The sequence below is a fragment of the Pseudomonas sp. PME37.24/025 genome (assembly GCF_055556615.1).
Window position 1 is genome coordinate 1 of sequence record NZ_JBVHNK010000011.1, and the last position, 16,101, is coordinate 16,101.

9 protein-coding genes and 1 pseudogene are annotated in these 16,101 nt (G+C 60.0%); 7 read left to right on the forward strand and 3 right to left on the reverse strand.

Annotated features, from left to right (window positions below; genetic code table 11):
- Both ACZ3HH_RS19985 and ACZ3HH_RS19990 read left to right on the forward strand, forming a co-directional pair.
- Nucleotides 1-4,625, forward strand: a pseudogene (locus ACZ3HH_RS19985) (LapA family giant adhesin); the annotation flags it as partial.
- A 147-nt stretch (nucleotides 4,626-4,772) separates the two neighbouring features.
- A complete protein-coding gene (locus ACZ3HH_RS19990; protein WP_465806969.1) occupies nucleotides 4,773-5,111 on the forward strand; it encodes a tryptophan synthase subunit beta in 339 nt (112 codons plus the stop codon).
- 156 nt (nucleotides 5,112-5,267) lie between these two features.
- On the opposite strand, the gene ACZ3HH_RS19995 is transcribed toward ACZ3HH_RS19990, so the two are convergent.
- The 3 genes from ACZ3HH_RS19995 to lapG all read right to left on the reverse strand — a co-directional run bounded on the left by ACZ3HH_RS19995 (nucleotide 5,268) and on the right by lapG (nucleotide 8,686).
- Nucleotides 5,268-5,576: a DUF6124 family protein gene (locus ACZ3HH_RS19995; RefSeq protein ID WP_465806971.1), complete on the reverse strand. Its 309-nt coding sequence runs from the start codon at nucleotides 5,574-5,576 to the stop codon at nucleotides 5,268-5,270.
- Between the two features lie 456 nt (nucleotides 5,577-6,032).
- Nucleotides 6,033-7,979 carry a cyclic di-GMP receptor LapD gene (lapD, locus tag ACZ3HH_RS20000; protein WP_465806973.1) on the reverse strand — a complete coding sequence of 649 codons (1,947 nt, stop codon included), beginning with the start codon at nucleotides 7,977-7,979 and terminating at the stop codon, nucleotides 6,033-6,035.
- A 14-nt stretch (nucleotides 7,980-7,993) separates the two neighbouring features.
- A complete protein-coding gene (gene lapG / locus ACZ3HH_RS20005) occupies nucleotides 7,994-8,686 on the reverse strand; it encodes a cysteine protease LapG (RefSeq protein ID WP_038978373.1) in 693 nt (230 codons plus the stop codon).
- Nucleotides 8,687-8,885: 199 nt separating this feature from the next.
- Here lapG and ACZ3HH_RS20010 point away from each other — a divergent pair, with 199 nt between their 5' ends.
- The 5 genes from ACZ3HH_RS20010 (at nucleotide 8,886) to ACZ3HH_RS20030 (ending at nucleotide 15,983) form a co-directional block, all read left to right on the forward strand.
- Entirely contained in the window at nucleotides 8,886-9,596 is a 711-nt protein-coding gene (locus ACZ3HH_RS20010) for a GntR family transcriptional regulator (protein WP_465806976.1), read from the forward strand.
- A 757-nt stretch (nucleotides 9,597-10,353) separates the two neighbouring features.
- On the forward strand, nucleotides 10,354-11,130 hold the full coding sequence (locus ACZ3HH_RS20015) for a DUF3050 domain-containing protein (protein WP_465806978.1): 777 nt from the start codon (nucleotides 10,354-10,356) through the stop codon (nucleotides 11,128-11,130).
- Nucleotides 11,127-12,056 (forward strand): diiron oxygenase, encoded by a 930-nt coding sequence (locus ACZ3HH_RS20020; protein WP_465806980.1) that lies wholly within the window; start codon nucleotides 11,127-11,129, stop codon nucleotides 12,054-12,056. Before ACZ3HH_RS20015 ends, ACZ3HH_RS20020 begins: the two co-directional genes overlap by 4 nt.
- A 13-nt stretch (nucleotides 12,057-12,069) precedes the next feature.
- Complete coding sequence (locus tag ACZ3HH_RS20025; RefSeq protein ID WP_465806982.1) at nucleotides 12,070-15,486, forward strand: amino acid adenylation domain-containing protein; 3,417 nt, start codon at nucleotides 12,070-12,072, stop codon at nucleotides 15,484-15,486.
- Between the two features lie 29 nt (nucleotides 15,487-15,515).
- On the forward strand, nucleotides 15,516-15,983 hold the full coding sequence (locus tag ACZ3HH_RS20030; RefSeq protein ID WP_465806984.1) for an SRPBCC family protein: 468 nt from the start codon (nucleotides 15,516-15,518) through the stop codon (nucleotides 15,981-15,983).
- The last annotated feature ends 118 nt before the right edge of the window (nucleotides 15,984-16,101 follow it).

Below are 16,101 nucleotides of genomic sequence, written 5' to 3' on the forward strand. Positions count from 1 at the left end.
CCGCGAGCACCACCACTCTCAGCCTGAGCGCGACCGACTCGGTCGCCGAAGGTAGCCAGATTACCTACACGGCAACCTTGACCAACGCCGCCGGCACTCCGGTGACCGTGACGCTGAGCAACGGCGCCGTCATCACCATCGAAGCGGGTAAAACTACCGGCTCCGTGACCGTCGATGCGCCGAAGGACGACGTCTACAAAGACGCCGGCACTGTCCAGGCAACCATCTCCACCGCCACCGGCGGCAACTTCGAAAACCTGGTGCCAAGCACTGCCCCAGCAGTAACCAGCATCACCGACACCATCGACACCTCGACCGTCACCCTGAATGCCACCGCTTCAGCGGCTGAAGGTGGCACCGTCACCTACACCGCAACTGTCGGGGCCCCCGTGACTGGCAGCCCGGTCACCGTGTCCTTGGCCAACGGTCAGACGATCACTATCGACGTCGGTCAAACCACCGGCACCGTGACCGCCCCCGCACCGAACGACGCATTGGCCGGTCATACCCCGCTGACCAACTCGATCACCAGCGTCAGCGGCGGTAACTACGAGAACCTGGTGGCGGATAAATCGCCGGTCAGCACCACTGTGACCGACACCGTCGACACCACCACTCTCAGCCTGAACGCGACCAACTCGGTCGCCGAAGGTAGCCAGATCACTTACACCGCAACCCTGACCAACGCCGCCGGCACTCCGGTGACCGTGACGCTGAGCAACGGCGCCGTGATCACCATCGACGCCGGCAAAACCACTGGCACCGTGACCGTCGATGCGCCGAAGGACGACGTCTACAAAGACGCCGGCACTGTCCAGGCGACCATTTCCAACGCCACCGGTGGCAACTTCGAAAACCTGGTCACCAGCAACACAGCGGCAGTCACCACCGTCACCGACACGATCGACAAAACCGAAGTCAGCATCAGCGGCAGCACCTCGGTCACCGAAGGCCAGACCGCCAGCTACACCGTCAGCCTGACTCACCCGGCACAGACCGAAGTGACGCTGAAAATCGTCTACAGCGGCACCGCCGCCGACGGTTCGGATTTCACCGGCGTGTACACCGTGAAAATCCCGGCGGGCGCCAGCAGCGCGAGCTTCGACGTCACGACGCTGGACGACAAGCTCACCGAAGGCACCGAGAACTTCGTGGTCAAGATCGACTCGGCCACTGGCGGCAACTTCGAAAACCTCGCGGTCAGCGCTTCCAACGGTAGCGTCAGCACCTCGATCATCGACAACGATGCAGCGCCGGTTCTCGACCTGGACGCCAACAACTCCAGCGGCGCCACCGGGGCCAACTACAACGTGACCTTCACTGAAGGCACCACCGGCCAAGGCGTCTCGATCGGCGACACCGACCTGAAAATCACCGACCCGGACAGCACGATGCTGACCGGCGCCACCATCGTGCTGACCAACCGTCAGCCGGGCGACGCGCTGAACCTGGGCAACAGCGTCAATGGCATCACCATCAATGCCAACAGCAAGGACGGCACGGTCACCCTGACCCTGTCGGGCAACGCGACGCTGGCCGACTACATGCAGCAGATCAAAAACATCAGCTTCACCAACAGCAGTGAAGATCCGAGCACCGTGCCGCGGATCATCACCGTGACGGTGACCGATGGCAGCAACTACTCCAACACCGCGACCACCACCGTCAACGTAGTGGCGGTGAACGATGCGCCGACCGCCGCACCGGTTAACGTCACCGGCACCGAAGACACCCCGCTGATCCTCGGCTGGTCGACCTTCGGCATCAGCGATGTCGATAGCCCGGCCGCCAACCTGGGGGTGAAAATCACTCAGTTGCCGGGCGAAGGTAAATTGCAGTACCTGGACGGTGCGACCTGGAAAGACGTGGCGACCAACCAGACGTTCAGCAAGGCCGACATCGACGCTGGCAAATTGCGCTTCACGCCAGATGCCAACGAATCAGGCGTCGATGGCTACGGCGGCACCAACGTGGGCAACAACCAGGCGGACTACGCGCAGATCAAGTTTCAGCCAACCGACGGTCAACTGCTGGGCAGCACCGGCACGGTGAAAATCGACATCACGCCGGTTGCCGACGCGCCCTCCCTGAGCGTCGCGGACAACAGCGTCAAGTCGACTGGCCTGATCAAGGAAGTCTGGACCGGTCTGTCGGGCCTCGGCACCGATGGCAACGGCGCGTCTTCCGGCACGCTGAAATCGGTCATCGACGGCGCGGGTACACCGAACTCCAGCGGCACCGTGACCAACGTTCAGTCCGACGGCAGCGTCGCGGTCGGGACGGCCTCGAAAACGTCCGGTCTGATCTACCTCGAAGCCGGCAAGACATACACCTTCAGCGGTACCGGTGACGACAGCCTGTTGGTGACCATCGGTGGTAAAAACGTGGCCGCAACCACATGGGGCGCAGGCGGTAACCTGAACGGTTCGTTCACCCCGACCACCAGCGGTTATTACACCCTGGATATTTACCACCATAACCAGAAGGGCCCGGGCAACTATGACGTCAATCTGTCGATCAACGGCGGAGCGGCGGTCGACTTGAGCAGCGCCGGCGTGCCGCTGTACACCGGCGTGGCCGATCTGGCCGCTTCTGGCGTGACGGTTTCCGACCTGCACGGCACCAGTGGCGAAGGCTACTACGACGGCTACAAACTCAACGAAGGCGCCGAAGGCACCAGCGTTCATCTGTCCGCGATCAAAACGGCACTGACCGACATCGACGGCTCTGAAAGCCTGAGCGTGAAGATCAGCGGCATCCCGGCGGGCTCGGTGCTCACCGATGGCGCGGGCCACACCTTCACCGCCAGCGCCACCTCCGGCGAAGCCAACGTCACCGGCTGGAACCTCGGCACCCTGACCGTCACGCCGCCGCCGTACTACAACGGCCACTTCACCCTGACCGTCACCTCGACATCCACCGAAGCGCTGGGTGGTTCGGCGCCAAGCACCGCACAGATCCCCGTTACGGTTTACCCGGCGGTATACAACGCCATCACCGCCACCGCCGCCGATGACACCATCACCGGCACCGACGGCAACGACATCATGATCGCCGATATCGGCGGGCTGACTGTTGTGCCGGGCACCAACTACAACATCGCATTCATGGTCGACAGCTCGGGCAGCATGAGCGCTTCTTCGATCAACGCGGCCAAGGATTCGCTGACTGCGGTGTTCAACACCCTCAAGCAAAGCATGGGTGGCAACTCCGGGACGGTGAACATCTTCCTGGTGGACTTCGATAACCAGGTCAACAAGTCGGTATCGGTGAACCTGAACGATCCAAACGCCCTGACCTTGCTCAAATCCGTTCTGGATTCGATGTCGTCCGGCGGCGGCACCAACTACGAGGACGTGTTCAAGACCACGGCCAACTGGTTCCAGAGTGCCGACGCCATTGCCAACACCGGCGCGAAGAACCTTACGTACTTCATCACCGACGGCAAGCCGACCTACTACCAGAGCGGCGAGCAAACCAACCCGACCTTGTACGGCAACGTGAAGCTCGATGACGTCATCACCACCACCAATTACAAATTGGGGCAGACCTATTCCAGCTACCTGGACAGCACTCACTCCCTGACCATCGACAGTGCCGGCAACGTCACGCTGCTGACTCTGAAAAACTCGGGGCGCTGGAGCAGTACCGAACTGGGTACCCTCCATGCCGAAGGTAACGGCACGTACGAACTGTCCTATCGCGATGGCACCGGCAGCTATACCGATTCCACTGCCATCGACAACTCCACCAGCAGCTTCACGTTGCTGAAAAACGTGTCGACAGTAGAAGCCATCGGCCTGAATACGGACATCACCCTCGGCGATCTCAAGCCGTACGACTCGGATCAAACGCCACAAACCAACATCGACCCGAAAGACCTGGCCAACTCGGTCATCGGCCATACCGAAGCGACGATGCCGGGTGCCGACATGGTCAATGGCGGTGACGGCAACGACATCCTGTTCGGCGATCTGGTGAGCTTCAATGGCATTGCCGGCGAGGGTTATCAGGCCATGCAGGCGTTCGTGGCCCAGCAGACCGGCGTCGATGTCAGCAAAGTCACCACCAGCAACGTGCACCAGTTCATCACCGAGCACTACACCGCGTTCGACGTGTCCGGGGCCCACGACGGCAGCGACACGCTGCTGGGTGGCGCGGGTAATGACATTCTCTTCGGCCAGGGCGGCAACGACCTCCTCGACGGCGGCAAGGGCAATGACATTCTGCTCGGCGGCAGCGGCAATGACTCATTGATCGGCGGTCACGGCAACGACCTCCTGATTGGCGGCTTGGGTGCCGACACCTTCATCTGGAAGGCTGGCGACACCGGCAACGACGTCATCAAGGACTTCAAGGCCAGCGAAGGCGATCGCATCGACCTGCGTGATCTGTTGCAGGGCGAAAGCGGCAGCACCATTGATAACTTCCTGAAGATCACCACGGTGGATGGTGTTTCGTCCCTGCAAGTCAGCTCTGGCGGCAAGTTCAATGGCGCCGACGCCGCAGCGGCAACACCGGACGTGACGATCAAACTGGAAGGTAACAATTGGTCCAGCGCCAGCATCAACTCGTTGATTGCTGGCAGTGATCCGACCATCAAGATCGATCACAACAACAGCTGATCAGCAGGCTGACGGCCGCCCAAAGCGGGCGGCCGTCACGTTTGCGTCCACCTCACGGGTGACGATTTCATCGTCGCACCGCATACTCGCCTGCGTTGACCTATGCTGCTGACAGCACGACGCTGGTCTATTTCCGAGGGATGCTCAATGTTTTACGTGCAACGCGATGCACAAGGTCAGTTGGTGCGCGTGGAAGCCACGGCGTACGCCGAGGCCACGGAAACGCTGCCGGCTGATAATCATGAAATCCAGGCCTGGTACGCCCACGAAGTGGTGGAGACCAGCCTCAAGCAGCTCAAGCAGAGCGACCTGGAAATGATCCGGGTACTCGATGACTTGATTCAGGTGCTGACCCAAAAAGGCGTGATCCGCGTCACCGACCTGCCGCCGGCCGCACAAGCCAAGCTGATGGACCGGACCCAGGCCCGTGAAGCGTTGGGCGGGTTGAGCCAGTTGATCGATGATGAAGAGACGGGGTTGATCTAGTCCCTGCCTTCATTGTTGCCTTTACTGACGCCATCGCGAGCAGGCTCGCTCCCACAGTTGATCTTCAGTGAACACAGCATATGTGAACGACTGAGATCCAATGTGGGAGCGAGCCTGCTCGCGATGGCGCCCTTCAGTACACCGCAGATTTAACTGCTAAACCTCGGCCCGAGCCTGCATCTGCGGCGATTCAAGGTGATCCAGCGCCCGTTCCACCAATAACTGCACGCCATCGGCCATTCGGCTGAGCGCCAGGGCTACTGAACGCCGTGAGCCTTCCACGTCATCCGCCAGGTCGGCGGCGATGGCGCTGATGGACAGCAAGTCTTCGGAGGCATTGGCCAGAAGGGCTTCGGTGTCGATGTCGGGGGAGACGGTGAAGAGGTGGCCTTTGCGGGATTTGGGGGTTTCGTTTGATGCTGAGGTACCAGAATCATCTGGCGGATTCGGCGTTACTTTGAACATAAGAAATACCCTAAACAGTAAGTTGGAGCCGTCACCGTTCGCTTGCACGCGAATAGGGTGGCGGCCGTGCGCAGGTGTGCAAGACCGGGACTGTTTAGGACACCCAGCAGATCCGAGGATCTCCTGCGCGCAGCCGCCATAAAGCAGTGAACATCGAAATGCTCATTGAGAGGAATGGCAGCACGCTACCTAAACAGTTTGGTCGGACTTGCACGTCCGTGTCACCGATTATTCGGTGACAAAGCCAGACTAGCCTTGGATTTCAGCCGGAACAAGTTCACCAACACCGCTACAACTTGAAGGAAATCTCCTAGGACTTTGCTACCGGAATAATCGGTGTCCGCACGGGCGCCATTGCGGGCAAGCCCGCTCCCACAGGGGGCGGAGGTGAACGCAGGATTGTGGTACCACACAAATCCTGTGGGAGCGGGCTTGCCCGCGATGACGGCATCAGCCTCACCGCCAAGGCTTCGGCTCACCAAAGAGTTGCCCCTGAACCCCATACAACCCCATCTCACGAATCACCGACAATTCCCCTTCGGTCTCGACCCGCTCGGCAATCAACGGCAAATCAATGCTGTGCGCCGCCCGCTGAATCGCCTCGATGAACAGACGCTTGTCGCTCTCCTGATCAATCGCCCGGATGTAACTGCCGTCGATCTTCAGATACGCCAACCCCAGCCGCGCCAGGTTGCCGATCATGCTGAAACGCCCACCAAAACGCTGCAGGCTCAACGAAAACCCAAGTTCGCGCAAACGCCGCGTCAGCTGTTCCAGCACCGCTTGCTCAGGCAATTGTTCTTCGCCAATTTCCAGGGTCAGTCGTTCCCCCAGATTCGAATGCTGACGCAGAATCTCGAACACTTTGTTCAACGCTTGCGGATCCGCCAGTGTCGCCGAAGACAGGTTCAGCGCCAGCGACTCTTCATGGTCGGCCATCTGCTCGAGCACCCGTTCCAGCATCAAACGGTCCAGCCGCGCGGTCCAGCCGAAACGCTCGAGCCAGGGCAGGAAACGCCCGGCGGGAATGGTCTGGTCCTGCTCACCGAGCAGGCGCGACAGCACTTTGTAATGGAGCACCACCTGCGTGTCGTGGCTGGCCACCACCGGCTGGAAGTACAGCTCGAAACGCTGCTGATCCAACGCCTGATCCAGCAAGGTGTGCCAGGCATGGTGGTCATCGCCAACCCGGGCCGATGCACTGTGATCGAGGCACGCCCAGCTTGGTTCGCCCTGACTTTCCGCCTGGGCCAGTGCCTGATCCGCCAACCCGATGACCGCTTGCGGCGAGTCGCCATGGGCAAACGGCGCCAACCCGATCGAAGCCACCGACGCTACGTCCGTGGCGCCCGTCGCATGCAGGCTCGCCAAGGCGCTTTCGAGGTTACTCGCCAGTTGCAGCGCTTCTTCGCGCACCAGCCCCGGCGCCAGCACGGCGAACTCACCACCCCGAATGCGTGTTACGAGGTTCTGGGTTTCCGGGTACTTGGCGCACTCACGGGACAACTGCTCGCCCACCGCTTTCAACAATTCATCAGTGCGCTGACCACCCAGCCGCTGGTTCAAACCGGCCAGATCCTTGACCCGCAGCAGCAGCAAATAGCCGGAGCTGGCCTGCTCAGGATTGCTCACTCGCGCGTTCAATTGCATTTCGAAATAGCGTCGGTTGGCCAGGCCAGTCAGGTTGTCCTGATAGGACTCGGCCCGCAGTTTTTCACTGCGTTCGGCCTGTTCCTGGAACAGCGCCTTGAGCTTCTCGACCATCTGGTTCATCGCCTGCACCACCCGACGCAGTTCCGGGGTGCGCGGCAATTCCGGCAGGCTGAGGAATTCGCGGCGAGCAATCGCGTGGGATTGCTTGACCATGTAATCCAGCGGCTTCAGTTGCCGGCGCAGCAACAGCGCGCCCAACACCGCACTCACCGCGCCGCAGATCAGCAACCAGCCGAGGCTGCCCAATGCGCTCTGCCATAGCTTGGCCAACGCGAACATCGGATGGCTGACCACCTCGACCCGCGCGGCCTGCTCCCAGCCACGGCTGACAAGCGCGTCGCCACCGGCCGGTTCCAGGCCGATCAGTTTGACGAACCAGTCCGGCACGTTGGTGACCGCCGGGATGCCGCTGCGCTCGACAATCGTCTTGTCGTTGGCCAGATCGACCACACGGATGCTTGCGTAATAACCACTGTCGAAGATCGAACTGACCAGCAACTCGACCATCGCCGGGTCGTCGATGTTCGGCGTCAGGGACAGCGCCAACGCCGTGGCGGCGTCCTGGGCGTGGGAGCGCAACTGGTTGACGTACTGGGTACGCGAGCTTTCCAGACTGACCATGAAGCTGCCGGTGAAGGCGACCACCAGGAACAGACAGATAGCGATCAACAGCTGTTTGAACAAAGACATCTGAGCGCGTGCTCCTAGTTAGTCGTCTCGACCGGGAAACCTTCGGCCTGCATTTTCTTCAACACATCCTGCCAGCGGGACAGGCGTTTGGTGTCTCCGACCTTCTTGTTACCCTTGGCACCCGGCAACCACAACCCTTCGGCATTGAAAGAGTAGACCGGCAGCAAATCGGTTCGCTGGCTGGCAGGCTTGATCGCGTCGATCAGGCTGTCGAGCACCAAAGGCATGGCCTCGGGGCTCGAGTAGTAGGTCAGCACCATGTGCGCGCGGTTCAGGCGCAAAGCCTTGACGTAGGTGATGCGCAGCTTGTCACTGGAGACACCGAGATGGCGCAGACTGAAATACTTGGCGATAGCGTAGTCTTCGCAGTCGCCAGCGCCTTTCCACAAGGCTTCGATCGGCGTTTCCCAATAATCGACCTCATGCCACAGGTCGATGTCTTCTTCATAACGCATCTGCTTGTTGAAGAAGCGGTTAACCACGTTGAGCTGTTCCAGCTCGCCAATCTGCTTCTGCGTGGCCAGCAATTGCTGCCAGGCATCGATGCGCTGCTGCCCTTCACCCAAAGGCCCGTACAATGCCTGCGCGCGGCGGCTGATCAGCGAAAAATCCCAGTCGGCATGCAGCCCGCCCAGCATGACGCCGGCCAGCAGCAGCGCGCAGCCTAGCCAGCGCAAAGTCCGAGGGATCGCGAAACGTACCGCCAATGCGAGGCATCCAGGGTAGGCAGGTGGAAGTCGGTCGATGGTGCAGGTTAGCCCGATAAAAAACAATGGCACGGTGAGATCATTGCCAGCACGCTAGACTTTAGGGTAATGCGATCCTTTGCCCGTTTGACAACCCGTCAGGCAGTCACTAGTGTCCATTTGGATCCAAATCCATTCATTTGATCAGGGTGCGTTTGTTGTGACACAGAAGCCCAACCCTCTCAGCAGCATCAAGGTCAACGGGCCGATTCCCGCCCATTTGGCGCGCTCGGTGATCGAAGAAACACTGCGCGCGGCGATTCTCGACGGTCGCATTCCTTGCGGCATCGCTCTGCGTCAGCAAGACCTCGCCGACCTGTTCGGCGTCAGCCGCATGCCGGTGCGCGAAGCCTTGCGCCAACTCGAAGCGCAATCGCTACTCAACGTGGTCGCCCATAAAGGCGCGGTGGTTGCACCGTTGGTCCAGGGCGATGCGGCAGAAACCTATGAGCTGCGAATTTTGCTGGAATCCGAAGCCCTGCGTCGGTCGATCCCCTTGCTTGAAGCCGCCGATTTCGAACAGGCAGCGCGCTATATCGACGAGTTGGAAACGGAACACGACTACACCGAGATCGGCCGGCTCAATCGCCTGTTCCACATGGCGCTTTACCACAAAGCCCCCAACAAGCGGCTGCTGAGGCTCGTCGAAGACGGGTTGAACGAAGAGGAGCGCTTCTTGCGTTTCAATCTGGAAGCCATGGGCTTGGGCAAACTGTCCCAGGAAGATCACCGAGCATTATTGCGGGCCGCCGAAGAGCGGGACGTCGAGCGCTCGGTGACGTTGCTCGAAAACCACCTCAACCGGGGTGTCGAAGTCATCACGCGCTACCTCGAAAGCTCTGAACCGCAGCGCAGGAAAAACTCGAAGTAACCCGCAGCGACAGCCCCGAGCGAGCCCATTGATCGGCTCGCTTTCGCTTGCCGCGACATTGAGCTGATCCGCACCCGGATTACTCGACGAACAAATCTACTCACAAATCCTCCTTTCGTTCGCACCCCAGACCGGTCTGCAGCGATTTCATGTCTGCTCCTCAAAGCCCCCCGCCCCCTCAAACCCGACAACTGCACCTGACAGATCATGCAGGGGTGATAGCGACTGCCGTGAATTACGCTCACTCTTGGGCTGCCAACAAATAATGACGGACGACGCATCGCTCCCGCGAAGCAGTCGACGCACCAAGAACCTACGGAAGGAGTCTTGCCACGGGAAAGGAAGAACCGGCGTCGCTCCCAGCCAACTTCCACCCCCTCAAATCACGTTAACGAACCCAGTAGAAAGTTGCTTTGAGTGAGGCATTCACTCTTTATTTAAATTTTGGCCTATATAAGCCGAAAGGAGCAACTACGCCCAAATAAAACTTAATACAAAAGTCTTATTGGAACTTGTCGCGCTCGAGAAAGTTAAACCTTAAATTAATTAAAAAATAACTTGCCCGGAACTTTATTCGTGTATTAGTTTTTCTCCGCCGCCCATGAACACTGGGCACCACGTACCGCTTAGTGATTACACACCTGAAAAACATCAATTCAATTGAGGCCCCTGTTCGCCAATAAGAAACTTCAAGCAACCGTCACTTATTGATCAACACCACCCTCAACGGTATTCCAGATCACTTATAGGCTCGCTCATGAAACCGACTAAAGATCGTCTTAACCAGAAGAAAGCAGAACTTAGTGCGCACCCGATCTTCTCTGAAATACATTCGTTATCGGTCCTTCGACGCTTTATGGAAACCCATGTGTTTGCGGTGTGGGATTTCATGTCGCTGACCAAGCGCCTGCAACAGGAACTGACCTGCGTTCAACTGCCCTGGCTGCCGCCGCGAGATCCTCAGGCTGCGCGGTTGATCAACGAGATCGTGCTCGGTGAAGAGTCCGATGATCGTCCGGCCCATGGTCACTACAGCCATTTCGAGTTGTACCTGGATGCGATGCGCGAAGTCGGTGCCAGCACGGTCGCCGTCGAACGCTTCGTGGCGCTGCAAAAAGAAGGCGTGAGCTATGACGTGGCACTGCAAAGCGTGGACGTCGACCCGGCGGCCGCGCAGTTCGTGCGCCACACCTTGCACACCGCGATGCATGCACCGGGGCACAGTGTGGCGGCGGCGTTTCTGCATGGCCGCGAGAGTGTGATTCCGCAGATGTTCCAGCAGATTCTCGACGATTGGGGTATCGGCATCGAACAGGCGCCGACCTTCCGTTACTACCTGGAGCGGCACATCGAGGTCGACTCAGAAGACCACGGCCCGGCGGCGGAAAAACTCCTCGCCCGCCTGGTCGATGGCGATCCACAGCGCGAAGAGGACGTCTACGCCAGCGCCATTGCCGCCGTGGAAAGCCGAATTGCCCTGTGGGACGGTTTGCGCCTGAGCATGAGCGAACCCGTTGCAGTGGTGAACGCATGAACGCCGCCGACTACCAATCCTTCGCCGATGCGTGGGAAAGCCGCGCAACCATTCGCACCCGCCCCCGGCGCGTACTGGAGAACGACGACAAACTGATCTATCCGCTGAGCCGTCAGCCACTGGTGCTGAGCGAAACCTTCCTGCGCGATTGCCCGGAACAACGGGATTTCGCCTTGGTGCAGACACTCTACAAATTCATCAACGACGTGGTGATTTTCGAAACCGAGATCGTCGACAAGACCGCCCGCAGCATCGCCAAAAACCGCTTCAGCGTGGCGTTCCCGTTCGCCTGTCGCTACGACGCCATGACCGTGGTGGTGGACGAGGATTACCACGCCCTGGTGGCCATGGATTTCATGCAGCAAACCGTCGCCATGACCGGCATCGCGCCGATCGGACTGCCGGATGAAATCGAACTGAGCCGTGCCATTCCGGCGGCCGTGGCCCTCGCACCGGAACACCTGCGCAGCGCCGTGGAGCTGATCTGCGTGGCCATCGCCGAGAACACCGTGACCGGCGATGTCGCGGCGTTCGCCAAGGACGACACGGTCAAGCAGTCGATCAAGGGCCTGATGGCCGATCACTTGCTCGACGAGGGTCGCCATTCCGGGTTCTGGGCGCGGTTGGTGCGCATCTATTGGCACACCGCGAGCGAAGACGACCGCCAGTCCATCGCGCAAATCCTCCCGGTGTTCATCGGCCATTACCTGACCAACGACATTCAGAAGTCCTTCGACTTCTGCTTGATCGACGCCTTGCAGATCAGCGATGTGGCACGTCGGGCACTCAAGAGCGAAGTGTCGGGGCTGGCCTTCCCGATCAATCGCCATCACCCACTGGTCGCCAACATCGTGCGGTTTTTCCGCAGCAGTTCGCTGCTCGATTCACCGTGTGTGCAAAGCGCCCTGAGCGACTACCTGGTTTAACGAGGAGAACATCATGAGACGTCTCGATATTTTGCTCATTGGGCAAAGTCAGGCCCTGACCGACCTGGCGCTGGAACTCGAACAACACGGTCATTCACTGGCATGGCCGGCGAATCTGGAGGCGCTGGCGCCAGGCACGTTTGATTTGCTGATCGACGATGCGAGCCTGCCATTTCAGGACTTCGGCAATGCACCGCGCCTGACGCTGCAGCTGGGTGTCGGCGTGCCGGGCGCCTCAGGCCTGCCGGCATTGGACCTGCTGTGCACGTACAACTCGATGCAGCTAAGTCGCATGCCAGTCGCCGAAGAACTGTCCGGTAACGGCCAGGCATTGCGCCTGCGAGCGGTGGCCGATCTGGTCGATCACGTGGCACTGCTGGTCAGCCGCTTATCCCGGGATGCCGAGTATTTCTTGCAGGCAGAACCGATGGCTTGCGCGCACTTCGAGCAGGTGGAAAACCTGCTGTTTTTAGAGCACCTGGCCTTCGTCCATCGGCTCAACACCACGGCGCAACCCTGGCTGCTTCAACTGAGCCAGATCCCGATGATCGAGCGGCTCGAACAACGCTTCATCCAGTCCGCCGAGCGTCCGGCGCTGAACGTCGCCGGCACGGCTCTGAGCTATCGGCAACTGCACGCCCACAGCCGCGCCATCCAGCAGCGTTTACAGCCGTTGCTCGATCAGCATCAGGGACCGTTGGTGGTCGGGATCTGCCTGCCAAAATGCAGCGCGTTGTATGCGGGGATTCTGGCGATCCTGGGCAGCGGCGCGGTGTACCTGCCGCTGGAGCCAAGCCATCCGCTGCAACGTCAGCAGTACATTCTGGAAAACGCCGGCGCGGTGTTGTTGCTGCATGACGGAGCACATCCGCTCAGCGAGACGATGCCGGGGCTGGACATCAGCCGCATCAACATCGGCGATGTGAATCTCGATCAACCCTTGATGCGCCAACGACCTGATCTCGACGCACCGTGCATGGCGCTCTATACCTCGGGCACCACGGGGCACCCCAAAGGCGTGTTGCTCAGCCAGGCCAACCTCGCGCACTTCACCGCGTGGTACGCCAACTACGTGCAGCTGACCGAACAGAGCCGGGTATTGCAGTTTTCATCATTGAGTTTCGACTCATCGCTGATCGATATTTTCCCGACCCTGCTTCAGGGCGCCGAGCTGATCGTGCCCAACGAGGATCAACGTCGCGACCCGTTGCAACTGGTCGAGCTGATCCGCCACCAACGACTCAGCCATGCCTTTTTGCCGCCGGCGCTGTTGAGCATCCTGCCGCTGGATCAGTTGCAGGTCCTCGATCATGTGATGACCGGTGGCGATGTTTGCGAACCCTACGTGATCGCGCAACTGACCCGCCAAGGCAATCTCTACAACCTCTACGGCCCGACCGAAGCCACGGTGCTGATCACCGCGCGGCAACTGCGCCCCGGCGACAACAACCGGACACTCGGCGCACCGATTGCCAACAGTCAGGTGCTTATCCTCGATGAGGACTTTCAACCGGTGACCGAGCACACCGTCGGTGAGTTGTACATCGTCGGCCCAGGGGTATGTCTGGGTTACCTGAACAACCCGCAGCAGACTGCCGAACGTTATCTGAACCTGAGCCTGCCGAACGGCCAGAGCTTGCGCGCCTACCGCTCCGGCGACATGGCCAAATGGACCCCCGACGGTATCGAACTGTGCGGACGGCGAGACAATCAGGTGAAGATTCGCGGCTTTCGGGTCGAGCCGGAAGAAATCGAACGCTGCCTGCGCGACAGTCAGCTGTACCGTCAGGTGGCGGTGATCATCGACCCTCAACGACGGATTCTGGCCTTTCTCGCGCAGCCTCAGGAAGAGCGACCCGGTGCTGCTCGCGAAGCCTTGAAAGCCCACGCGATGCAGTTTCTGCCGGACTACATGCAGCCGATCGCATGGACCGAACTGGCGAGCATGCCGTTCGCCAGCAACGGCAAGGTCGACCGCAAAGCGTTGCTGGAACTGCCCGTCAACGTGACCGAAAACAGCCAGCGGCGTTTGCCTGCCAGCGCCGATGAAGCGCTGCTGCAGAATATCTGGGCCGAGCTGCTGGAGCTGCCCGCCAGCGACATTTCCACCGACGAAAGTTTCTTCAATCTCGGCGGGCACTCGATTCTGCTGTCGCGCATGCTCCTGCGTTTGCGTGAGGAGTTCGGCCGCAGCATATCGATCAACCGCTTCATCGAACTGCCGACGATTGCGAAGCTGGCGACCTTGGTGCGCGGCTCCGGGACCGAGGAAGTGCTAAGCGAAAAAGCCCTGGCCGATGCCTTCCGTGAACTGGATATCGAGCCGCTGCCGGTCAGCCGAATGGGCGATGTACACAAGGTGATCGTCACCGGCGCCAACAGTTTTGTCGGTGTTCATATCGTCGAAGCGCTGCTGGCCTGGGGCGCCAGCGAAGTAGCGTGCCTGGTGCGCGATGGCGGCGGGCAATCGGCGGCGCAACGCTTTGCTCAGGCGTTGCGGGAAAACCGTCTGGAGCATCTGGACTTGAGCCGGGTGCGGGTTTACGCGGCGGACATCACTCGTCCGCAACTGGGGCTCAGCGAAGATGTTTACACACGGCTGGATCGCGAGTTCGGCGCATTGGTGCACAACGCCGCCAACGTCAATCACGTCCTCGATTACGAGTCGTTGGCGCGGGACAACGTCGAGCCGATTTTCGAGTGTCTGCGTTTGTGTGAAGGACGCAGCAAGAAAATCTTCAACTTCGTCTCGACGCTCTCGGCGTCCAGCACGATTTCCGACGATGGCCGGGTGCTGGAACTGCCCGCCGCGCAGACACCGCCGATCTACATCAAGAACGGCTACAACCTGTCCAAATGGGTCGGCGAGCGGATTCTCGAACGAGCGCGGGAGCGTGGGGTGCGGGTCAATCTTTATCGCCCCGGCAACATCAGTTTCAACAGCCTCACCGGCGTCTGTCAGCCCCACAAGAATCGCTTGATGCTGATGCTCAAAGGGTCGATCCAGCTCGGTCAGGTACCGGAGTTCGCGCTGAATTTCGACCTGATGCCGGTGGATTTCCTCGCCCGTTTCATCGCCTTCCACGCCAGCCGTTACCAGGCCGAAAAAGCGGTGTTCAACCTGCACAACCCCGAGCCCCTGAGCTGGGATTGCTACGTGGCGTCATTTCGCGAGGCCGGTCGGGAGTTCGCCATGGTCAGCGTCGCCGACTGGCAGCAGCAACTGGGCCGCGTCGACAGTGATAACGCGCTGTTTGGCGTGCTGGGCTTCTACCTCAACGGCTTCGAAGAAGACATCGGCGACATCTCGATGATCGGCCACGACAACGCCCAGGCCGGCGTCCGGCAGATGGGCGCGCACTACCCGGAAAAATCCCCGGCGCTGCTGCGGCGCGGCTGCGACTACCTCAAAGAAATCAACTTCATCTGATTCACCCTACCCCTGCAAGGAGCAAAACCATGAAGACTCTGCAACCCGATACCCTGATCAAAAACCCTCACGGCTGCCACGTAATTTCTTCGGTGGAAGTACCGGCCGATGCAACGCAAGTCTGGGCGGTGGTCGGTAACTTTGCCGGCTTCGATCAATTCATTCCGGCGCTGTCGCACATCGAGATGACGGGCGAAGGCGTGTCGTCGCTGCGCAAGAAATTCTTCAAGGATGGCAACCTGGTGGTCGAGCAACTCAACTCCCGGGATGACCAGGCGCTGAACATGACCTGGACGACGATTTACAACACGCTGGGCGTGGCCAATTTGTGGGCGGCGATGAGTGTGGAATCCTTGGGCGCAGGCAACTCGCGAGCGACCTGGACCATCATCGCCGAACCGGCCCAGGGCGATGCCGAAGCCCTGCCGGGGTTCAAGGATTTCGTTCAGGGGTTTGCCGATGATGCGATGGGGAATGTGTTGAAGCTGTTTGTGTAAGGCTTCGGTTCAGCGGTGACTGATCTACCGCTATCGCGGGCAAGCCCGCTCCCACAGGGGATGTGTGTACGACACAAACCATGTGGGAGCGGGCTTGTCCGCGATTGAACGATAACGC

What these genes read in the sequence shown, in the direction of transcription:
- ACZ3HH_RS19990 (WP_465806969.1), top strand. Translation starts at nt 4,773, where the DNA reads ATGTTTTACGTGCAACGCGATGCACAAGGTCAGTTGGTGCGCGTGGAA.
- ACZ3HH_RS19995 (WP_465806971.1), bottom strand. Translation starts at nt 5,576, where the DNA reads ATGTTCAAAGTAACGCCGAATCCGCCAGATGATTCTGGTACCTCAGCA.
- lapD (WP_465806973.1), bottom strand. Translation starts at nt 7,979, where the DNA reads ATGTCTTTGTTCAAACAGCTGTTGATCGCTATCTGTCTGTTCCTGGTG.
- ACZ3HH_RS20015 (WP_465806978.1), top strand. Translation starts at nt 10,354, where the DNA reads ATGAAACCGACTAAAGATCGTCTTAACCAGAAGAAAGCAGAACTTAGT.
- ACZ3HH_RS20020 (WP_465806980.1), top strand. Translation starts at nt 11,127, where the DNA reads ATGAACGCCGCCGACTACCAATCCTTCGCCGATGCGTGGGAAAGCCGC.
- ACZ3HH_RS20025 (WP_465806982.1), top strand. Translation starts at nt 12,070, where the DNA reads ATGAGACGTCTCGATATTTTGCTCATTGGGCAAAGTCAGGCCCTGACC.
- ACZ3HH_RS20030 (WP_465806984.1), top strand. Translation starts at nt 15,516, where the DNA reads ATGAAGACTCTGCAACCCGATACCCTGATCAAAAACCCTCACGGCTGC.